Genomic DNA, 15,744 nt, shown 5'->3' with positions numbered 1-15,744 from the left:
TCGCAGATAGGGCCGCGCCTTAACGTCCTGCCGGGGTCGGACGAACTCAGCCCCGCTGGTCAACAGCACTAGCGGCGACGATCTCCGCGATCCATGCTTCGATGCGGCTCTCGGGCCAGACGTTGACGCTAGTAAATTTGATCGGGCGCGGGAATTTATCTTTGGCAATCAGTTCGTAGAGCTTGCTCTTTTTAAGCCCAACTCGATCCTCAACTGCGCTCAAACGCAATAGTCGTTCGGGACGGTTACCGTGCGATGCTTGGTTCATCTCGCTTCTCCTTGCCAGCAACGGAATAATCCATTCACTTCCATGCTTCATTTTATGGCAAGAAAATCGCCAATTATCAACGCCTTGGGATCAGTGGGTCTATCGGCAAGCCTTTGAAACGAAAATGAAAAATCGCTCGTTTAGGTAACGGAAAAATAAAGTGGCGAACCATCGAGATCACGCCCCATTCTCTGTCAGTGCCGCTTCGATCATGGCAACCCATACTTTCTTGGCATCTTCGCCCCAATCATCAGATGCTGCTCCGAAAAGTTGCCCGGCGCCAGCCTCCCGCATCCCCTCACTCGGCTCGCGGATCGCGGTGAGGACGGCGCGGGCCTTGGGCAGATATTCGTGCCAAGCGAACTCATGCGGGGCCGTGCCTTCGCTCCAATCGGATGACTTGAACTTGCGGTCAGGATCTAGGCCATCGGCAAGGCATAGCGCACGCGCGGCGCGTTCGAGCGGGGTCATCCGATCACGCCTTTGATGACAGTCGGGCCGCGCGAGGGCGAGCAAGTCAATTCGACGATGCGGGTCGGACCCGGCATCGGCACTTCCCGCCATTCAAGGCTGTTCGCCAGCTGCTCAAGGCCGGGGCGTCGCACTATGTGCTCGCGGTCGCCATTACCGACCATAAATAGCCCGTCGCTTTTGACGAAGCCGCCGCTCGCAAACTTCCGCGCACCCGTCGCCTTGCCTTTGAAGGCGCCGCCTACCGCGCGACCGACCATGCGGGCGAGCTGATCGACGGCCGCCTTCACGGCATCCTCGGCTTTGGCCTGCACCTCTGGGCCGTGCTTACCGGCGAGGGCATCTTCGAGGCGCATGTCGCGAGGTTCGGTCATTGGGTCGTCCTCAACATTCGAAATGCCGATAGCTTCCGCATACCTGGCAGGGCGGGGTCATGTTCCACGCCTCGCGGCGCGCGATAATCTCAGGTGACGGGGCCGGATCATCCGGCTTCGCATCGCGCTTCCACAGCTCATACATGATGCGCAGAGTTTCGATGGGCTTGTCGTCAATGGCGGGTCGATCGGTCATTTCAGCCACCTGTCCAGCTTCGCCGCGAGCCAACCCAGCATCGCCGGAATCCGCAGCGCCTCCGCAACCGCGTCGATGAAATCGCGCCGTGCTTTGTCGAACTCGGTCATGGCCTCGAATACCGAAAGAGCCTCTCGTCTATGCTAGACGCGCTACAGGTTTCAACAAGCCTCATGAAATTAACAATCTTCTCAATATACAGGAGCCAAAGAGGATTGCCGCAGATGATCTTATCCGGGTCGCATCCGCACTGTTCGCACAAAGCCCGCGCGCATGTTTCCATTGGCGTCATTTCCATCCCAATCCTCCTATCACAACCCCAGCCAACCCGCGACCGGATCAGTAGGTCAAACCTTCCTTCATGACGATGATGTCCGCAACGAATTGCACCACGGTCAGCGCCCTTGCTGAAGGCGCCGACCGCCCAAGGTTCGACCCGATCACCCCGGCAGGCTCATCGAACCGAATGCAGTTCTCGAACACGCGCCAATAGGCCGCAGGGATATAGCCCGGCTCATACTCGCCCGATACGCCGATCCCGCCGCAGACCCGCCGCATATCGTCCCGCGCCTCCATGCGGGCCAGGATCATGCCGCCGCTTTCCCCGTCGCTGGTTCCCCGACTCGTCCGCTCGTCATAGCTGGCCGTCATGCTGGCCTCGTGACCCAGTAAAGCCCATCGCTTCATGCACCATGCGATGGCGCAGAGATGGCCTTCGGTGAGGTCGCCCGACAGCTTCCAGCGGGTGAGAGGGCTGGCGCGATGGTTCTGCCGCACCCCATCGTAAAGCCGCTCAACGCCGTCGTCGGAATCCTCTATCGCCTGTTGCCGCGCCTTCGCGGGATTGGTTGCCTTGCCCATGTGATGCACCTGTCGTAAAGGGTTGAGGGTCAAGGCCGGTCAGCTAAGACATTTTCGAAAGCCGTCCCGATTGCAGCCGGGGCGGCTTTCACTGTTTCTACATTCGTCACATCGAAATGGCTGATCCTCGATGCAGTCGATGCAGTAGAATGACATGCGTGTCTCGGTGGCATCACGGTCGCATATCGAACAGACCGCCATCTGGTTGAAATAGCCGGGGACAGCGCGATACTTCCGCTCGCCGGGGCTTGGGATGTCGGGGTCGTGGTCCATTATGCGGGGGTCTCCGGGGCGTTGTGCTGGCGGATTGTCTTGAGCAGCTTGTCCGCCTGCTCGTAGTTCGCGAGCAGGAATCCGTTGAACGAACATGACTGGACCCAGCGCGAGCGTTGCTCATCGCTCCACTCGAACCCGTCATCATCGAGGATGATGTATTCCGGCCAGCCATGCCGGTTCAGCCAGTCGTTGATTTCGACCGAACGGTTACGGTCCTCATCCTCGCCCGTCCGGTAGTCGTCATGCAGGGCGGAATCTAAACCGTAGGGCGCGAGTATCGCTTCAAGGCGCGGGCGCCCGATGCCGCGCCATGTCGATGAGATGACCAACTGGAAGCCGTAATCGCGCTGAAGCTTGCCGATCAGTTTGAGAGAGACCGGGTCCATCCACCGATGATCGTGGTCCATGCCTTCGTTCACGATGAACGCGCGCGGTGACGAGATAACGCCGTCGAAGTCGAGGAATGCGATGATGGGGGCCACGCTCACGCCTTCACCCTCCCTGCGTTGATCACGATCGGCACCGTCTCGAGGCCATGGATAGCGAGCATGATGTTCGCATCGTCGAGCCTGTCTTTCGGGACGATCGCGTAACCGGCTTCGGTGAGGGCGGAGAGGACCGCTTTCGCATTTCGGCCATATCCATGACATTCCGGGATGTTCGCGCGGCTTTCGACCGGGGGCCATCCGCCAGCCTTGCGGTCGCAGTTCAGAATGGCGAGCGCCATGATTTCGATCGGGTCGGTCATTGGCTGGGCTCCTTCAAAGGTCCGTAAATTTCATCCGCCAACTGGTTCACCCGAGCCTCTTCCGGCCAGGTCAGATTTTCGGTGTTGAAGAACACCCATTTGCCGCCCGACCGCTCGCGCATTTCCCGCGCGGCTTTCCGTCCGTTGGCAGGGTCGGGGTCGCGCATCTGGTCGGCGAATTTTCCGATCGAGGTGGATGTCGGGTAGCCGTTGGGGCGGGTCATGCGATGATCTCCACGAACTCGCTTGTCCGAAAATCATAGGTGACTTTCGCGCTGCCGCGCCGACCTGGCAGGCCCATCCTGACCTTCGTCACGACGATCTCGGCCTCATTCTGGTCGAAGCTCTTGCGGTGATAGGTGACGCCGTAATCGGCCTTGTTCGCCCAATGCGCTGAGCCGCTGATCTCGTAGAGGCCGGGGATGGACTTCACGCCCGGCATGGGCTTGGCAGGGTGCGCGACGATCCAGAAAGCCACGTCGTGGGTTCGGATGAAGTGTTTGATAGAGCGGATGGCGCGGCCGATGTATTCGGTCTCGCTTTCGTGGTGCCGCTTCTTGTGCTCCAGCTCGTTCCATGGGTCGAGCACGACCATCTTCGCGCCGTGGCGGCGGACCGCGATCGAGGCGAGGCGCAGGAACTCTTCGAGGTCCATTTCCATGTCTTCGTCGACCGTCTGCGAAATGACGGTGAGCCGATCGCGCAGGAGCGCATCCGCCGCAGAAGTGTCGCGGCTCGAAAGCTCATGCTTGCCGCACCGCATCAGCGCCTGACGCAGACCGTCGCGGAGGATCGGCTTCACGTCGGTTTCGAAGCTCGCGACACAGACGGGAAAATGCTCGCTCAGCGTGTGGGCGATGACGTTGTTGAGCAGGCTCGACTTGCCCATGTTCGCATATCCGGTAACGACCGTGAGGGTGCCTGGCACGATGCGGATTAGCTCGGCGATTGGCGTAACGCCGACTGTGAACGATCGAACCTCGCCGCGCTCGGGAAAGTCGTCGAGGGTGTAGAGGCCCTTGACCGGGTAAGGCTTCGACGTCGTGATGCACTCGACGACCCGCTCCGGCCCATATTCGACCAGGACTTCGTTCAGATCCTTGCAGGGGAAGGGATAGTCGATGAAGCGGCAGCGATCGACGCCGAGCAGGGCAACCAGATCGGCGGCGAGATTATGGCCCGCATTGTCCGCATCGGTCGCGATGACGAACTCCTTGACCCCGGCCAAGGCCTGAGCGTGCCTGTCGACCCACTCATACCGTTTCGCCGTCTCCACGTCCTGCGTCGGGGTGCCGGGTGCGCCGTTCGGAACCGACACGGCGAAGGGTATCCCCGACTGGATCACCGCCAGCGCGTCCCATTCCCCTTCGGTGATCACCAAAGGGGCTTGGCCGCCCGTCAGTCTCGGGTCTTTCAGGCAGTCGGCGTTCCACAGCGCTAGCGGCGCGCCGGGGTCCATCTTGTGGCGCTTCTCGCTGGTCAGACGCCACTTGTGATTGATCGTTTCCTCGCCCTCGCGGTAGGGAACTACCAGCCAGTTTGCCCCGTTGTCGCTGACCGTGGTCAGTCCGAACTGCTCGGCAAGCACCGGATCGAGGGCGCGAGCCGTAAGCCAGTCCACGTGCCGCTGGTGAAGTGTCATTCTTGCATCCCTTCCAACCGCAGTTGAAACAATTCCAAACCCATCCGTCCCCGGTTCGAGACACTGATAAGCATCTGTCACGCTTATTTTTTCTCGTGTGAGAACACTTCGGACAGGTGCTCTTTCCCTCGCGACGAGGGGTCCAATCCTCCGTCATCTTTCCAAGCCTCTCCTCGTCGGATTTTGCAGAACATCGCTCGCGATATTCCGTATTCTGTCGGCGCCACCGCGCTTGAACGCTGGTCATTTCGAATTTGGCGAACCATCTGCCGCGTGAGCTTCGCGCTGCCGTTTCGCTCGCCCTTTGCGGCTCCTCCGCGTCCCCGATCCTCCCGGTCCTTGATATTCTCAAGCTGAGTTCCCCAGCGAAGGTGTCGAGGATTCACGCACCGTGGATTGTCGCACGAATGCAGCGCGCAGAGGCCATCAGGGCGGGGCCTACCATCGAGATGAAGAGCGATATGGGTTGCAAGGATGTGTCTCCCGCAGGCCCACATCCGACCGTGCCCGTAATGGTTGACATGATATGTCCACGGCCAGCATTCGTCCGAACCATTGCGGACGAATCTCGCGTGAAACTTTGCGTTCTCTTTTTCAGTAAGCATCAGCATAGGCCATTGAACCCGCCTTCCCCGCCGTTCGACCGAGACTGGCGCAGCGTCTTTTCGATGTAGCTTTTCGGCTCAACGGCACGGCTGACCTGCGCGGCGGTGATCGCCTTCGCGGTTTCTTCCTGCCCGTAGTCACGGCACCATTTGCCGATCAGGCCGCCTGACGATTTTCCGAGATAGGATTTCGCGCTGTCCCAAAACGCCTTGTCGGGATCGGGCAGGGGAAGTTCGCCCGAATTTTCTTCGGTCGCGCCTTTTCCGTTAGGAAAAGGAATAGAGTCCCTCTCCCTCTCCCTCTCTATAGCCGTGACATGGTTGTGACCTGTCACGCTTTGGTCACTGTGACCGACCGTGACGTTATGCCGTGACGCTAATTCGCGCAGTTCCTTGGTCTTGATGTTAAATTCTGGTGTAATTCCAATGCCTTTTAGGGCTTCGAACAGGTCGGCGCGGTCCTTGCGCTCGCGTTCCTTGCGTGACGCCTCGGCCGATTTCTTCTGTTTGAACTCCTTCCGCTGGGGCAATGCCTCCAGTGCTTTCTCGCAAACGACGGGGTGGTAGAGGCGTCCATCGGAGCACTTGATCCACCCCTTTAGTGACATGTCACGCATGTCACGCCACCTGTCACGCTCACCGGAAAGGTGCGCCAGAATGCGATCATCGTCCGGCAAACTGCCTGCCGGAACCTGATGCCAGGACTTGCACCACAGGGTGAAGGCAGCCCGAAATTCATCGCCGTTCGCCAGCGCAAAAAGGTCGCTGTCGAGCAGGCGAATGATGTCGACCTGCATAAAGGGCATCCCGCGCAAATCGCAGTCGGGCGGCGTCAGAGGGTCCGGCAACTGGCCCTGCTCAATCATGTTCTACCCCATATGCTTGAATGAGGAGCGAGCAGTCCTCGTCGGTTATGAAGTGCGCTCGGCGCGCGTCTAAGATGGCGACCTTCCGATCGGTCTCCGTCGGCAGTTCGTTGAGCATTTCCTGAAATGACTGCATCGTCGCGGCGCGTGCGAGAATGCCGGGCAGGATGTCTCCAAGGCGGCGCGCGCTCATTTCGAAGCATCCCCGATGGAGATGGCCCCGACCTCGCGCGCGTCGTCGTCGGCCTTCGCAAGCCGGGCGAGGGTCAGGTAGGATCGGGGCTTGCCGCGCTCGGCGCATTCCCGGCGAACCTGGGTGATGGGAACCTCGCGGAGCCGACGGACAAGCAGGTCGCGTTCCTCGATGTTGATGAAGGACATCAGGCGGCCCTCCGAAGATGCACACATCCGATGTCAGACCGAACCTCGCACCAAGGGCAGGGGAAGCGAGGCTCGGGCAGAATGGCCGCGAAACTGTCGCTGGGACGCTCAGGCCGCTCAACTTCTTCAGGCCATGCCGTCTGCTCGCCGGTGTCCACGATCGTTGCGACCCGGCGATGCTTGCCCAGGTTCTCGATCCTGATCTTGCGCGCGGCTTTCAGGGCCTCGATCGCAGACGTCGTGGTGTTGAATGGGACGCCCGCCATTTCGGCGATCTCGATGTTCCGCGGCAAAGGCTCGCCCTGTTCGGCGAGGCCCTTGATCGTGGCGTAGATGATGGCTTGGTTCGGGCTCATGCGGACTCCCTCATCCATTTGAGTATCTGGTCGACGCTGGCGCCGACCTTAGGAGCGACCGCCGCGGCAATGCGTTGGTCTGACATCGGGTGCGACTTGGCCGCCTCGCGTGCGCGGGCGATGTGGCGGCGAGCAAGGTCGCGCTGGAATTTGAGGGCGGCGGGTTTCATGCGCTCACCCCCAGCGGAGGCCGCAGGACTTCCTCGCTCCGCCAGACCGGCACGATCCCGAGCGCTTCACAGCCATAGTCCAGCAAGCCAATGGCATCGGCTTCGTCATCGTTGCGGGGCTTCATGCCGAGCTGTCGGCAGCGTTCCATCGCAAGGTCTTTCAGCGTCTCGCGCTTCGTTCCGCGCTTTTGACGACCGATGAATATTGCGCGCCATGTCTTGTTGCTGACCGGCATCACGGTGCGACAGCCAAGCTCTTCGCCGAGGCATTCGGCGGTGGCGGCTAGGCCGGTCAGCACGCGAAGGCTTTCAATGTTGGTATGGCCTTGCAGCATCTCGGGCCGCAGCGGCTCTTCAAAGAACAGGTGCTCGATCGTCACGAGCCGGGACAGGTCCGCGACATGCTGGCGCAGCTTGCGATAGGTCGCGCCGCGCGAGGTATATTCAGACCCCAGCACCCAAGTCCCGAACCGGGCGCCGTCAGAGCCTTGCTCCCACAGCGCCCAGCCGGTGGACCACTTGGACAAATCCAGCCCAAGGATAGCCATTATTCAGCGGCCTCCGCGAGGTCGCTATCGTCAGGCTTCCCGACGCGCACCAATTGCGGCTTGCGCGGTTCGCCGACGGGCACGATAGATTCGACCGGCTTGCCCTCCGCCGCGTCCATCAGGTCGCGCGGCATCACGATGTTGAGTTCTTTGCAGAGGCCATTGAACGAGCGCAGGAAGTCGTCGCGCTTCGCTTCTTCCATGCCATCCAGCTTGAACGCCAGTTTCGCGGCGCCGCTCTGGATATGGCAGTTCTTCTTGATGTGCTTATAGGCCGTCGAGACCTCCTGACTATACTCACCCACCTTGGAAATGGCTAGGCTTGATGTCGTTCCGGTAGGCTCGAACGGCACCGGCGAAGTCCTTTTGCGCGACCTCCCCGGTCACGGGTTTCAATGCTGCTTTAGCCATGTGAGGCTCCTTTCATCGTCATGGGGATTTCAGCGGAGGCGGATTCAACCGCGCGGTTTGTCGGGCAGCTTCGGCGGCCGAATTGCCGCTGTGGGGCCACCGCCTGCGTCGGAGGAAGTTGTCCGCGCCCGCGTCCTGTCGGCATGCTCGGGATACCGCCCGATCCGCCTGCTTGCGGGGCCGCTGAAACCCCCGCAGGAATGCCCGGCGCCGGGTTGGCAGCGTCGGACAGAACATCGTTGGCATCGCGCTTGGCGACGCATTGCATCAGCTTCTCGGTCGTCTCCCGGCGAAGGGCGCGCCAAGGTTCATGCGCCTTCCGTCCGGCGTCGACGTGCTGCTGATGGATGAGGTCGAGCTGGGCCTGTGCGATCAGCATCTTTGCGCTGTCCCGTTCCCACCACATGCGGAACAGGTTGGCCGATGCTCTCGCCTCGCTCAGGCGGGACCGGAAATAGAGGGCTGTCAGTCCGGCGGCAGCAAGCGAGGATGACGCACAGAGCGCGAGGGTTGAGGTCCACGTCATGCAACCCTCGCTACTTCTAGAGCGGGGGCCTGCTCCAAATGACCGGGATCGAATTTCGTGGTTTCGTTCCCGAACGCTGACCAGCCGGGGCGAGTGTTGCGGGCGAACATTTCGAGGAACGGGCCACCGACAAGCTGCTCGATCCGGTCATATTGCTCGGCAGGCTTGCGGCTGTGCCCGGTGCTGGGGCTGACGATGACCTGCCGGACGCCTTTCGACAGACGCCGGGGCGATCCGCGCGTGAACAGCAGGCAAGGCTCGACCTGTTTCCGCGTCCAGTAGCCCATCGAAATGCGGGGAGGCGGAATGTCGCCGGTGAATATGTCGATCTGGTCGGCGTCGATCAGCTTCTGCTTGATCCAGTAGAAGGCGTCAGTTTTCAGTTTGAAGCCCCAGGCCTCGCCAAGCTCTATCGCGGCGTCCAGATGCGAGCCGACGACCCACATGAAGAGCGCGCAGTTCTTGCCTGCCCATTCGCTGACGGGGAGTTTCGCCATCTCCGCGATCGACATGGTGGGATAATGATCTTCGGTCTCGCGGAATTTCTTCTGCGTCGGCGTCCGGTCCTTGCCGCTGAAGGTACGGAACGCCCACGGCGGGTCTGCGAGAATGCAGCCGAAGCCGCCCTCAGGAACGATGGGCGCGTCGATCATCACGCGCCCCGCAGCCGATCAATCTCGGCCTCGGCAGCGGCGAGGTCGTCCATAAGGTCGAAGCGATTCCAGATACCGAAAGCACAGGCGGCGATCAGACCGGGCGTTCCGCCGACGATCATCGGCTGACTGCCCGAAGCCGTGCGGCTTTCGCGTTCAGCGTCTCGTCCTCGCACGGCGCGATTTCGCGACCGGCAGGACTATCGACGTGGTGAGCGTCATGCTTGGCGCCGATGTAATCGCGGGCCAGCTCGGCGAAGGTGTCGTGGTCGATCTCTTCGGGGACGGAGACGATCAGGCGTCCGGTCGGCAGGAGAAGCGAAAGGATGTCGTCGGGGATCGCCCCGGCCAGCGCGAAGATGGCCGATGCCGGAATCTGGTTCGGCTGCTTGAGCTGATCCGCGGGAAAGTAGGTGAGCAGCGTCGAATAGCCGATGCCGCTGTCTTGCGAGACGACCTTCATCGCAACGCCGCGGCGGTCCAGTTCGCGGCGCATGGCCCGCTGCCGCTCGCGGATGATCTCCACGATCGTGGTTTCGCTATGCATGATCGTATTGCCCTCCGAGGCTATTGGGTTTGGAATGAACAGGGTGATCCACACAGCAGCCGCTATCGCGGTCGAAGCGCAGGTATTTCAGGGGGCTGGCGACGAAGATCGGGCCTTCGTCATCGCTCAGATCCTCGACGATGAAGGGCTGGCTCAACAGGAGGCGCGTGCCGTTGCCGGGGCCGGGCTGCTTGCCGCGCACGACCGGGAAGGGCGGTTTTTGCGATGCCCGGCGATCAATGCCCCGGCTGACCGAAAGGGGCCGATCAGCCGGGACGCTCTCCGCTTCCGGGGCGGGGAGTGGGGGGAGGGGCGGGGTCACGGCGCCACCCCTGCAAATTCAGCGTCTGAATGCTGGCAGATTGCCCGTCCGCATTTCCTGCAGCGGGGCATGTGATCGAGATGGCCGACCAATATGCGAACATCGACGCCGCCGATTTGATGGCTGGCGAGCGTGTGACCGCCGCGCGGTTGCTGCCGGGCGTTCGTCATGGACGTTCACCCGGCAGCGCGCCTATCGTGCGGGCGGCGGAACCAGCACGAAAGGAATGGGGATGGATTACGCGACGATCTTGGCGTTCAGGGCGATGGCCCGCGCGCTCGTCAAAGCCGAGCATGTCGATGCCAGCTTCTATGAGCATTTCGTTGCGTGCCTCGACGATGCGCTGGTCAAGGCTGACGCTGATGGGAAGCGCGGGGCCTACACGCTTATCGAGGAATTGCGCGCTCGGATCGTTCAGGACGCTGGGGGCGGTTGAGGGGCGCATCGGTCAGGCGGCCTGCATCCGGGCTTCCCATGCCATTCGACCAAAGAGGCCGGTCACGGCATGGTCGCGGTCATCGAACCATTCACCCATCAATTTGCGTTCTGCGAAATAGCGATGAAAGGCAGTCTCGAGCGCAGTATCGCCCGGCATCCTGTCGAACAGCGTGAGCATGTCCGGGCTTCCGGTTTGCAACTGCCGGAAGCGACGATCAGGGTCAGCGCTGTAACCAATTTTTGCGGCTTGGCGCTCATGGTGGACGATGCAGTAAACGAAGCCAGAGAACGCTTCCGGCTCGTCAGCAATCGGCGCGACCGCGTTCATGCCGCCTCCGAAGCGTCGGCTTTGGTGGGGGAGAGGCGAGCCGCTTTCACGTCGGCATTCAGGTGTGCAGCGTCGATCCGACCACCCGAGATGCGCTCAATGGCAAGGGCAACATGCAGCGGCGGAGTAGCTTCCCCGCGCTCAATCTCGCTCATCCGCCCCTTACTTGCGATGCCCGCAGCCTTGGCGAACTCGGCCAGCGAAAGGCCGAGTTCGTCGCGCAGGTCCCGAATAGATAGGTGATTTGACATGCGCACTGTGTTCCAAAAAACGGAACAAAACACAAGCCCCTTTGTTCCAATCACAGGAAACGACCGTTTTTCGCGGAGTTCCTATAATCGAAACATGCCGAAACGGATTCGCCATGATTGGTATCTGAGGGAGTGGCTGGCGACCGCCGGGATATCCCAGGCTGACCTCGATCGCTTGACCGAATGGGGTAAGCGCAAAACCAGTGAACTGGTTTCGGGCAAGCAGCGGTACAACCGAGAAGTCGTCAACGAAGCCGCTGCCATCCTGCATGTCGCGCCCTTTGAGCTGCTGATGCACCCTGATGACGCAATGGCGATCCGCCAGATGCGCGGGGCTGCTCAGAAGTTCATCACCATCGCCCATGATGCAGATGAAGCCGACGAAGATGCGCTCGCTTTCGATTTACAGAAGACCGGCACCAACGATTAAACCTCAGGGGAGAGAACATGGGCAACGGGGCTTGGGTGTCGATCGTCGGCATAGGGTTTTTGCTCTTCGTTCTCTGGATGGTAGCGAATGCGCCGAAGGTCGACGCTGCGCTCATTGAGGCGAAAGGCGCCGCGCGAGTCGAAGCAAATGAGCTTAGCCCAGCCCCAAAGCGAAGCCCCCGGTCAGGCATGGCGAACCTCAGGATGGCTCATCGCTGTCTGTGGCACGATTGGCCTTATCGTCGGTTTCAGCATGGGCACGTCGGTCGAGACCTTCTCTGACGCGGCAGCTTCGGCCTACATGCCGTCGTCTGTGGTCAATCTGGACCTGTTGTTCCGGAAAGGCGTGACAATCGCCGCGAGCCTCTTTGCGATTGGGCTCGGAATATTCTCGGTGGCGGTCGGCTCGATAATCGGCGCTGTCAGTGCGCGCGGTGGCGATCGGCAGTGATGGAGCGGGAAGCGGGCAGAAAGGCGGCTCGTTAAGCCAGGCACTGCGCCATGTTCCAATAAACGGAACTTTTATTCTTGACAGGTGTTCCGATTAATGGAACTAAGGCCCCGTCACCAAGACGGAGGCCCCAAGTGCAAAAACGTCCCGCTCCCGCAATTACCCTCGCGAATGTTCGCAAGGCCAAGCCCTGTGCCGAAGCAATGGACCGCCTGTCCAAGCTTCCGAAGCGCGGCAAGATCACTGCCGCGCAGGCTCGCGAGCTGGGCGCGTCGTATGATGACATCATCTGGATCGCCTCCGCCGTCGCCATGGACGATGACGACATTGCCCGCCGTCTCACCGCCTATGTGAACGACTGCGCCAAGCGTGTTCTTCATATCTGGGAACAGCGCTGGCCCGATGACATGCGTCCGCGCAAGTCGATTGAAGCCTGCGATGGCTTCCTCGCCGGCACGGTCAGCGAAGCCGACTGGAAAGAGGCCGCATGGGCCGCACGGGCCGCATGGGCCGCACGGGCCGCATGGGCCGCACGGGCCGCATGGGACGCACGGGCCGCATGGGCCGCACGGGCCGCATGGGCCGCATGGGACGCACGGGCCGCACGGGCCGCACGGGCCGCATGGGACGCATGGGCCGCACGGGCCGCATGGGCCGCATGGGACGCATGGGACGCATGGGACGCATTCTATGCTTGGCAGTTCGACCACCTGATCTACTGGCTCGGCGACGATCCGAAGCCGCTCCCGATGCCGGAGCACGGCAAGGACGTGGCGGGCTTTGAAATCGCGGAGGCCGCGTGATGGCTTCCTTCACCACCGACTTCCGCGTCAGCGAATATCTGGAGCGCCGGGCGTTCCCGGAATACGACCGGACGCCGCTTCCTGCATCCGCTGCCCAGTGCGCCATATGGAACCTCGACGACACCCTGAGGGCGATCGACGAAGCCGAGCGCATCCTTGCTCGCGGGTGGATGACGATGGTCGACCACTACCGGGTGACGGCGGCGCTTTGCGGTCGTTCGCCGGATGAGGCTAGGGCGGCGGCTCGGTATCATTTTTCCTGTGCGTATGGGGATGCTGTGGCTGCGGAAAGGGCTGCGGCATGAGCGCGCGGCCTTCCAATCTCCATCGCGAACTTGCGAACGCCGGCATCAAGGGTGATGCCCTTCGCGACTTCGCTGTCTTTGCGCTCGGCTGGTTCGGCAATGCCGACCCGGTTGAAGCGGTCACTTGCCTGAAAATCTATCAGCGGGATGTGATCGGGAAGCAGGAGAGGGCGGCATGACCGGCGGCCTTTCCCAATTCGCCCGCGCCGCCTCGCACGTCGATGCCGACTGGCGCGACCGGCTTGAAGCCTTCTTTGGGACGCCTCGCAACCGCCCGAGCAGCAGCCGCGCCAGCCGCGCGTGATCCCCGGCGACGTCCACGAACTCCGCAATTTCGACCGCATCTGAGGGGAATGGCTGTGTCAAAGAAATATGAATTCACAGGGGAAACCAAGACGGTTTTCGGCGTCACCCTCAAGCAGATTCGCCTGCTTGTCGATATCGCTGCGCTCGGTTTGGCCGCTGGCGCTGTCGGCGGGTGGATCGAGAAAGAGGAAAATCTTTCGCAGGTGTCCGACAACGCGTGGGTGTCCGACAACGCGTGGGTGTCCGGCAACGCGCAGGTGTCCGGCAACGCGCAGGTGACCGGCGACGCGCATGTGTCCGGCGACGCGCAGGTGACCGGCGACGCGCAGGTGTCCGGCGACGCGCATGTGTCCGGCAACGCGTGGGTGTCCGGCAACGCGCGGGTGTCCGGCAACGCGTGGGTGTACGGCAACGCGCAGGTGTCCGGCAACGCGCGGGTGTCCGGCAACGCGCAGGTGACCGGCAACGCGCGGGTGTCCGGCAACGCGTGGGTGTCCGGCGACGCGCATGTGTCCGGCAACGCGTGGGTGTCCGGCGACGCGCAGGTGACCGGCGACGCGCAGGTGACCGGCGACGCGCAGGTGACCGGCGACGCGCAGGTGACCGGCGACGCGCAGGTGTCCGGCGACGCGCAGGTGACCGACAACGCGCAGGTGACCGACAACGCGCAGGTGACCGGCGACGCGCAGGTGACCGACAACGCGCGGGTGACGATCGTCAACATCACCGCTGTTCGCACGGACGGCTATACCTTCTCGGTCTGCGCGACGCCCGATGGCCCCAGGATCATCGCCGGCTGTCGCTACTTCACCTATCCCGAGGCGTTGGCCCATTGGAAAGAGGCCCGCGGCGGTACGAAGCTGGGCGACGAAAGCCTGCTGATCGTCAAGCACTTGAAGGCGATGGCGAAGCTCAACGGGCTGGATAAGCCCGTCAAGGCGGGGGCCGACCAATGACCGGCGGTCTCTCACAATTCGCCCGCGTCTCGGCATCCTTCTCGCCCTTCACCGGCTTTGATCCGTGCGATGGCGACGATCCGCGGGTCGATCTGAGCCGCGACAATCCATGCCAGCCGATGATCGCGCCGGCTGAGGATTTGCAGGCTGATCCCGACCTTGAGCCCGTCATCACCCTCCGCTTCGGCCTTGGTCTGCTTGCCCTGAGCTTGGCGATGATCGGGGTGCATTGGGTGTGGAGTGCGGGGCTGTGAGCGCGCTGCCGACCGAACCCGGCTACTATTGGGCCAAGCTGAAAGCGCCCAGCGAGGGTTATCTGCACGGCATTCTGGATGCGCCCATCAACGTCGCCGCCGAGCAGGACTGGATTAGCGGCGAATGGGAAATCGTCGAGGTCCACGACAATAATGGTGACCCGGGAAGCGCGGAAGAATTTTCTGTCAGCGTCTTCGGTATCCCGGTCACGCAATGGCCGCTGGACTTCTTTTGGGGGCCGAAGGTCGATGCGAGGCCACCGTCATGAGCATCGCCCCGATCCACGACCGGCACAAGAAGTGCTTCGCCTATTGCGGCGACGACCGCTGCAATTGCCCCGCGCGCAACGCTTATGGGCTGCTTGGCCGCGTTTCGACCGCCCTCCCGGTGCTCAGCACCATGCTGCGGAAGATCGGCGCGAACGGCGGCGCTGACCTTGCGACGGAAATGCAGGCCGAAGTTGAGGCCGCATCGAAGCCCGCCTCTCACCCCTCTCAAATCACTGGAGAGCAATGATGGCCACGCACAAAGCGACCATTCGCGCATGGATTGAAGTCGAGTTCGATGACGACGGGATCAGCGAACTTGCCGACCAAGCATCGGACGCCTTCAACATGAAGGATTTTGCGCCGCACGACTGTGATTATCAGGTCATGGAAGTGACGGAGATCAATCCGCCCGCCGCCATATCGAAAGCCACCTCCCGTCAACCTGAGGGAGAGCGGTGATGGCCAAGCCAGAAAACCCGTATGCGTTTCCGCTCGGCGTCCCGCACATGACCGAATACGAGCCCGAATGGGGCATGTCCCTTCGCGACCACTTCGCCGGGCTGGCACTCGTCGGCATGACGACTTGGGCGCCGTGCGACGAGAACGGATACGCGCAACCCGATCAAGCGGCAGTTTGGAAAGCCAAGGCCGAATGGGCCTATGGAATGGCCGACGCCATGCTCTCCGCCCGCCAAACCACTGACAGGGAGGACGGGAAGTGAGCGTCCGCCC

36 protein-coding genes are annotated in these 15,744 nt (G+C 61.9%); 13 read left to right on the top strand and 23 right to left on the bottom strand.

The window, feature by feature from the left end; translation table 11 throughout:
- Window positions 1-46: 46 nt before the first annotated feature.
- The 21 genes from N0A20_RS15155 to N0A20_RS15055 form a co-directional block, all read right to left on the bottom strand.
- On the bottom strand, window positions 47-268 hold the full coding sequence (locus N0A20_RS15155) for a helix-turn-helix transcriptional regulator (protein WP_260581170.1): 222 nt from the start codon (window positions 266-268) through the stop codon (window positions 47-49).
- Between the two features lie 177 nt (window positions 269-445).
- On the bottom strand, window positions 446-739 hold the full coding sequence (locus tag N0A20_RS15150) for a hypothetical protein (RefSeq protein ID WP_260581169.1): 294 nt from the start codon (window positions 737-739) through the stop codon (window positions 446-448).
- The gene (locus N0A20_RS15145; RefSeq protein WP_260581168.1) at window positions 736-1,113 is read right to left on the bottom strand and encodes a hypothetical protein; all 378 of its coding nucleotides are present in this window, start codon (window positions 1,111-1,113) and stop codon (window positions 736-738) included. Before N0A20_RS15145 ends, N0A20_RS15150 begins: the two co-directional genes overlap by 4 nt.
- A gap of 10 nt (window positions 1,114-1,123) precedes the next feature.
- Window positions 1,124-1,318 carry a hypothetical protein gene (locus N0A20_RS15140; RefSeq protein WP_260581167.1) on the bottom strand — a complete coding sequence of 65 codons (195 nt, stop codon included), beginning with the start codon at window positions 1,316-1,318 and terminating at the stop codon, window positions 1,124-1,126.
- Window positions 1,319-1,648: 330 nt separating this feature from the next.
- A complete protein-coding gene (locus tag N0A20_RS15135) occupies window positions 1,649-2,170 on the bottom strand; it encodes a hypothetical protein (protein ID WP_260581166.1) in 522 nt (173 codons plus the stop codon).
- Between the two features lie 272 nt (window positions 2,171-2,442).
- Complete coding sequence (locus tag N0A20_RS15130; protein WP_260581165.1) at window positions 2,443-2,928, bottom strand: HAD domain-containing protein; 486 nt, start codon at window positions 2,926-2,928, stop codon at window positions 2,443-2,445.
- 2 nt (window positions 2,929-2,930) lie between these two features.
- On the bottom strand, window positions 2,931-3,194 hold the full coding sequence (locus N0A20_RS15125; protein WP_260581164.1) for a hypothetical protein: 264 nt from the start codon (window positions 3,192-3,194) through the stop codon (window positions 2,931-2,933).
- A complete protein-coding gene (locus tag N0A20_RS15120) occupies window positions 3,191-3,418 on the bottom strand; it encodes a hypothetical protein (protein WP_260581163.1) in 228 nt (75 codons plus the stop codon). The genes N0A20_RS15125 and N0A20_RS15120 overlap by 4 nt, the downstream gene beginning before the upstream one ends.
- Complete coding sequence (locus N0A20_RS15115; RefSeq protein ID WP_260581162.1) at window positions 3,415-4,836, bottom strand: AAA family ATPase; 1,422 nt, start codon at window positions 4,834-4,836, stop codon at window positions 3,415-3,417. The genes N0A20_RS15120 and N0A20_RS15115 overlap by 4 nt, the downstream gene beginning before the upstream one ends.
- 604 nt (window positions 4,837-5,440) lie before the next feature.
- Window positions 5,441-6,307, bottom strand: coding sequence for a YdaU family protein (locus tag N0A20_RS15110; RefSeq protein ID WP_260581161.1), 867 nt, complete (start codon window positions 6,305-6,307; stop codon window positions 5,441-5,443).
- Window positions 6,300-6,500, bottom strand: a complete 201-nt coding sequence (locus N0A20_RS15105) for a hypothetical protein (RefSeq protein ID WP_260581160.1) — start codon at window positions 6,498-6,500, stop codon at window positions 6,300-6,302. Before N0A20_RS15105 ends, N0A20_RS15110 begins: the two co-directional genes overlap by 8 nt.
- Window positions 6,497-6,688, bottom strand: a complete 192-nt coding sequence (locus N0A20_RS15100) for a hypothetical protein (RefSeq protein WP_260581159.1) — start codon at window positions 6,686-6,688, stop codon at window positions 6,497-6,499. Before N0A20_RS15100 ends, N0A20_RS15105 begins: the two co-directional genes overlap by 4 nt.
- Entirely contained in the window at window positions 6,688-7,044 is a 357-nt protein-coding gene (locus tag N0A20_RS15095; RefSeq protein ID WP_260581158.1) for a hypothetical protein, read from the bottom strand. Before N0A20_RS15095 ends, N0A20_RS15100 begins: the two co-directional genes overlap by 1 nt.
- Entirely contained in the window at window positions 7,041-7,214 is a 174-nt protein-coding gene (locus tag N0A20_RS15090) for a hypothetical protein (RefSeq protein WP_260581157.1), read from the bottom strand. Before N0A20_RS15090 ends, N0A20_RS15095 begins: the two co-directional genes overlap by 4 nt.
- Window positions 7,211-7,762 carry a hypothetical protein gene (locus N0A20_RS15085; RefSeq protein WP_260581156.1) on the bottom strand — a complete coding sequence of 184 codons (552 nt, stop codon included), beginning with the start codon at window positions 7,760-7,762 and terminating at the stop codon, window positions 7,211-7,213. The genes N0A20_RS15090 and N0A20_RS15085 overlap by 4 nt, the downstream gene beginning before the upstream one ends.
- On the bottom strand, window positions 7,762-8,115 hold the full coding sequence (locus N0A20_RS15080; RefSeq protein ID WP_260581155.1) for a hypothetical protein: 354 nt from the start codon (window positions 8,113-8,115) through the stop codon (window positions 7,762-7,764). Before N0A20_RS15080 ends, N0A20_RS15085 begins: the two co-directional genes overlap by 1 nt.
- Before the next feature lie 50 nt (window positions 8,116-8,165).
- Complete coding sequence (locus N0A20_RS15075; protein WP_260581154.1) at window positions 8,166-8,699, bottom strand: hypothetical protein; 534 nt, start codon at window positions 8,697-8,699, stop codon at window positions 8,166-8,168.
- Window positions 8,696-9,352, bottom strand: a complete 657-nt coding sequence (locus N0A20_RS15070; protein WP_260581153.1) for an MT-A70 family methyltransferase — start codon at window positions 9,350-9,352, stop codon at window positions 8,696-8,698. The genes N0A20_RS15075 and N0A20_RS15070 overlap by 4 nt, the downstream gene beginning before the upstream one ends.
- On the bottom strand, window positions 9,352-9,474 hold the full coding sequence (locus tag N0A20_RS15065) for a hypothetical protein (protein WP_260581152.1): 123 nt from the start codon (window positions 9,472-9,474) through the stop codon (window positions 9,352-9,354). Before N0A20_RS15065 ends, N0A20_RS15070 begins: the two co-directional genes overlap by 1 nt.
- A complete protein-coding gene (locus N0A20_RS15060; RefSeq protein ID WP_260581151.1) occupies window positions 9,471-9,899 on the bottom strand; it encodes a hypothetical protein in 429 nt (142 codons plus the stop codon). Before N0A20_RS15060 ends, N0A20_RS15065 begins: the two co-directional genes overlap by 4 nt.
- Complete coding sequence (locus N0A20_RS15055) at window positions 9,892-10,221, bottom strand: hypothetical protein (RefSeq protein WP_260581150.1); 330 nt, start codon at window positions 10,219-10,221, stop codon at window positions 9,892-9,894. Before N0A20_RS15055 ends, N0A20_RS15060 begins: the two co-directional genes overlap by 8 nt.
- A 232-nt stretch (window positions 10,222-10,453) precedes the next feature.
- Here N0A20_RS15055 and N0A20_RS15050 point away from each other — a divergent pair, with 232 nt between their 5' ends.
- Window positions 10,454-10,657, top strand: coding sequence for a hypothetical protein (locus tag N0A20_RS15050; protein WP_260581149.1), 204 nt, complete (start codon window positions 10,454-10,456; stop codon window positions 10,655-10,657).
- Between the two features lie 12 nt (window positions 10,658-10,669).
- On the opposite strand, the gene N0A20_RS15045 is transcribed toward N0A20_RS15050, so the two are convergent.
- Complete coding sequence (locus N0A20_RS15045) at window positions 10,670-10,987, bottom strand: GIY-YIG nuclease family protein (RefSeq protein WP_260581148.1); 318 nt, start codon at window positions 10,985-10,987, stop codon at window positions 10,670-10,672.
- Window positions 10,984-11,238 carry a helix-turn-helix transcriptional regulator gene (locus N0A20_RS15040; protein ID WP_260581147.1) on the bottom strand — a complete coding sequence of 85 codons (255 nt, stop codon included), beginning with the start codon at window positions 11,236-11,238 and terminating at the stop codon, window positions 10,984-10,986. Before N0A20_RS15040 ends, N0A20_RS15045 begins: the two co-directional genes overlap by 4 nt.
- On the opposite strand from N0A20_RS15040, the gene N0A20_RS15035 reads away from it, so the two are divergent.
- The 12 genes from N0A20_RS15035 (at window position 11,237) to N0A20_RS14980 (ending at window position 15,734) form a co-directional block, all read left to right on the top strand.
- Complete coding sequence (locus N0A20_RS15035) at window positions 11,237-11,668, top strand: helix-turn-helix domain-containing protein (RefSeq protein ID WP_260581146.1); 432 nt, start codon at window positions 11,237-11,239, stop codon at window positions 11,666-11,668. The two genes, N0A20_RS15040 and N0A20_RS15035, sit on opposite strands and share 2 nt — an antisense overlap.
- Before the next feature lie 147 nt (window positions 11,669-11,815).
- The gene (locus N0A20_RS15030; protein ID WP_260581145.1) at window positions 11,816-12,118 is read left to right on the top strand and encodes a hypothetical protein; all 303 of its coding nucleotides are present in this window, start codon (window positions 11,816-11,818) and stop codon (window positions 12,116-12,118) included.
- A 134-nt stretch (window positions 12,119-12,252) separates the two neighbouring features.
- On the top strand, window positions 12,253-12,921 hold the full coding sequence (locus N0A20_RS15025) for a hypothetical protein (protein ID WP_260581144.1): 669 nt from the start codon (window positions 12,253-12,255) through the stop codon (window positions 12,919-12,921).
- Window positions 12,921-13,226, top strand: coding sequence for a hypothetical protein (locus N0A20_RS15020; RefSeq protein WP_260581143.1), 306 nt, complete (start codon window positions 12,921-12,923; stop codon window positions 13,224-13,226). Before N0A20_RS15025 ends, N0A20_RS15020 begins: the two co-directional genes overlap by 1 nt.
- Window positions 13,223-13,405 carry a hypothetical protein gene (locus N0A20_RS15015; protein ID WP_260581142.1) on the top strand — a complete coding sequence of 61 codons (183 nt, stop codon included), beginning with the start codon at window positions 13,223-13,225 and terminating at the stop codon, window positions 13,403-13,405. The genes N0A20_RS15020 and N0A20_RS15015 overlap by 4 nt, the downstream gene beginning before the upstream one ends.
- Window positions 13,402-13,530 carry a hypothetical protein gene (locus N0A20_RS15010; RefSeq protein ID WP_260581141.1) on the top strand — a complete coding sequence of 43 codons (129 nt, stop codon included), beginning with the start codon at window positions 13,402-13,404 and terminating at the stop codon, window positions 13,528-13,530. The genes N0A20_RS15015 and N0A20_RS15010 overlap by 4 nt, the downstream gene beginning before the upstream one ends.
- Window positions 13,531-13,585: 55 nt before the next feature.
- Window positions 13,586-14,488, top strand: coding sequence for a polymer-forming cytoskeletal protein (locus N0A20_RS15005; protein ID WP_260581140.1), 903 nt, complete (start codon window positions 13,586-13,588; stop codon window positions 14,486-14,488).
- On the top strand, window positions 14,485-14,742 hold the full coding sequence (locus N0A20_RS15000; protein ID WP_260581139.1) for a hypothetical protein: 258 nt from the start codon (window positions 14,485-14,487) through the stop codon (window positions 14,740-14,742). The genes N0A20_RS15005 and N0A20_RS15000 overlap by 4 nt, the downstream gene beginning before the upstream one ends.
- Window positions 14,739-15,011, top strand: coding sequence for a hypothetical protein (locus N0A20_RS14995; RefSeq protein WP_260581138.1), 273 nt, complete (start codon window positions 14,739-14,741; stop codon window positions 15,009-15,011). Before N0A20_RS15000 ends, N0A20_RS14995 begins: the two co-directional genes overlap by 4 nt.
- Entirely contained in the window at window positions 15,008-15,259 is a 252-nt protein-coding gene (locus tag N0A20_RS14990; protein ID WP_260581137.1) for a hypothetical protein, read from the top strand. Before N0A20_RS14995 ends, N0A20_RS14990 begins: the two co-directional genes overlap by 4 nt.
- A complete protein-coding gene (locus tag N0A20_RS14985) occupies window positions 15,259-15,471 on the top strand; it encodes a hypothetical protein (protein WP_260581136.1) in 213 nt (70 codons plus the stop codon). The genes N0A20_RS14990 and N0A20_RS14985 overlap by 1 nt, the downstream gene beginning before the upstream one ends.
- The gene (locus N0A20_RS14980; RefSeq protein WP_260581135.1) at window positions 15,471-15,734 is read left to right on the top strand and encodes a hypothetical protein; all 264 of its coding nucleotides are present in this window, start codon (window positions 15,471-15,473) and stop codon (window positions 15,732-15,734) included. The genes N0A20_RS14985 and N0A20_RS14980 overlap by 1 nt, the downstream gene beginning before the upstream one ends.
- The last annotated feature ends 10 nt before the right edge of the window (window positions 15,735-15,744 follow it).

Origin of the sequence: Sphingopyxis sp. PET50, assembly GCF_025244705.1 — a bacterium.
Taxonomy (GTDB): Bacteria; Pseudomonadota; Alphaproteobacteria; order Sphingomonadales; family Sphingomonadaceae; genus Sphingopyxis.
The sequence above is the reverse complement of the archived record's forward strand: the minus strand, read 5'-3'. Positions and strand labels throughout refer to the sequence as shown.

What these genes read in the sequence shown, in the direction of transcription:
- N0A20_RS15155 (WP_260581170.1), bottom strand. Translation starts at nt 268, where the DNA reads ATGAACCAAGCATCGCACGGTAACCGTCCCGAACGACTATTGCGTTTG.
- N0A20_RS15150 (WP_260581169.1), bottom strand. Translation starts at nt 739, where the DNA reads ATGACCCCGCTCGAACGCGCCGCGCGTGCGCTATGCCTTGCCGATGGC.
- N0A20_RS15145 (WP_260581168.1), bottom strand. Translation starts at nt 1,113, where the DNA reads ATGACCGAACCTCGCGACATGCGCCTCGAAGATGCCCTCGCCGGTAAG.
- N0A20_RS15135 (WP_260581166.1), bottom strand. Translation starts at nt 2,170, where the DNA reads ATGGGCAAGGCAACCAATCCCGCGAAGGCGCGGCAACAGGCGATAGAG.
- N0A20_RS15125 (WP_260581164.1), bottom strand. Translation starts at nt 3,194, where the DNA reads ATGACCGACCCGATCGAAATCATGGCGCTCGCCATTCTGAACTGCGAC.
- N0A20_RS15120 (WP_260581163.1), bottom strand. Translation starts at nt 3,418, where the DNA reads ATGACCCGCCCCAACGGCTACCCGACATCCACCTCGATCGGAAAATTC.
- N0A20_RS15115 (WP_260581162.1), bottom strand. Translation starts at nt 4,836, where the DNA reads ATGACACTTCACCAGCGGCACGTGGACTGGCTTACGGCTCGCGCCCTC.
- N0A20_RS15110 (WP_260581161.1), bottom strand. Translation starts at nt 6,307, where the DNA reads ATGATTGAGCAGGGCCAGTTGCCGGACCCTCTGACGCCGCCCGACTGC.
- N0A20_RS15105 (WP_260581160.1), bottom strand. Translation starts at nt 6,500, where the DNA reads ATGAGCGCGCGCCGCCTTGGAGACATCCTGCCCGGCATTCTCGCACGC.
- N0A20_RS15100 (WP_260581159.1), bottom strand. Translation starts at nt 6,688, where the DNA reads ATGTCCTTCATCAACATCGAGGAACGCGACCTGCTTGTCCGTCGGCTC.
- N0A20_RS15095 (WP_260581158.1), bottom strand. Translation starts at nt 7,044, where the DNA reads ATGAGCCCGAACCAAGCCATCATCTACGCCACGATCAAGGGCCTCGCC.
- N0A20_RS15090 (WP_260581157.1), bottom strand. Translation starts at nt 7,214, where the DNA reads ATGAAACCCGCCGCCCTCAAATTCCAGCGCGACCTTGCTCGCCGCCAC.
- N0A20_RS15085 (WP_260581156.1), bottom strand. Translation starts at nt 7,762, where the DNA reads ATGGCTATCCTTGGGCTGGATTTGTCCAAGTGGTCCACCGGCTGGGCG.
- N0A20_RS15075 (WP_260581154.1), bottom strand. Translation starts at nt 8,699, where the DNA reads ATGACGTGGACCTCAACCCTCGCGCTCTGTGCGTCATCCTCGCTTGCT.
- N0A20_RS15070 (WP_260581153.1), bottom strand. Translation starts at nt 9,352, where the DNA reads ATGATCGACGCGCCCATCGTTCCTGAGGGCGGCTTCGGCTGCATTCTC.
- N0A20_RS15065 (WP_260581152.1), bottom strand. Translation starts at nt 9,474, where the DNA reads ATGATCGTCGGCGGAACGCCCGGTCTGATCGCCGCCTGTGCTTTCGGT.
- N0A20_RS15060 (WP_260581151.1), bottom strand. Translation starts at nt 9,899, where the DNA reads ATGCATAGCGAAACCACGATCGTGGAGATCATCCGCGAGCGGCAGCGG.
- N0A20_RS15050 (WP_260581149.1), top strand. Translation starts at nt 10,454, where the DNA reads ATGGATTACGCGACGATCTTGGCGTTCAGGGCGATGGCCCGCGCGCTC.
- N0A20_RS15045 (WP_260581148.1), bottom strand. Translation starts at nt 10,987, where the DNA reads ATGAACGCGGTCGCGCCGATTGCTGACGAGCCGGAAGCGTTCTCTGGC.
- N0A20_RS15035 (WP_260581146.1), top strand. Translation starts at nt 11,237, where the DNA reads ATGCGCACTGTGTTCCAAAAAACGGAACAAAACACAAGCCCCTTTGTT.
- N0A20_RS15040 (WP_260581147.1), bottom strand. Translation starts at nt 11,238, where the DNA reads ATGTCAAATCACCTATCTATTCGGGACCTGCGCGACGAACTCGGCCTT.
- N0A20_RS15030 (WP_260581145.1), top strand. Translation starts at nt 11,816, where the DNA reads ATGAGCTTAGCCCAGCCCCAAAGCGAAGCCCCCGGTCAGGCATGGCGA.
- N0A20_RS15020 (WP_260581143.1), top strand. Translation starts at nt 12,921, where the DNA reads ATGGCTTCCTTCACCACCGACTTCCGCGTCAGCGAATATCTGGAGCGC.
- N0A20_RS15015 (WP_260581142.1), top strand. Translation starts at nt 13,223, where the DNA reads ATGAGCGCGCGGCCTTCCAATCTCCATCGCGAACTTGCGAACGCCGGC.
- N0A20_RS15010 (WP_260581141.1), top strand. Translation starts at nt 13,402, where the DNA reads ATGACCGGCGGCCTTTCCCAATTCGCCCGCGCCGCCTCGCACGTCGAT.
- N0A20_RS15000 (WP_260581139.1), top strand. Translation starts at nt 14,485, where the DNA reads ATGACCGGCGGTCTCTCACAATTCGCCCGCGTCTCGGCATCCTTCTCG.
- N0A20_RS14990 (WP_260581137.1), top strand. Translation starts at nt 15,008, where the DNA reads ATGAGCATCGCCCCGATCCACGACCGGCACAAGAAGTGCTTCGCCTAT.
- N0A20_RS14985 (WP_260581136.1), top strand. Translation starts at nt 15,259, where the DNA reads ATGGCCACGCACAAAGCGACCATTCGCGCATGGATTGAAGTCGAGTTC.
- N0A20_RS14980 (WP_260581135.1), top strand. Translation starts at nt 15,471, where the DNA reads ATGGCCAAGCCAGAAAACCCGTATGCGTTTCCGCTCGGCGTCCCGCAC.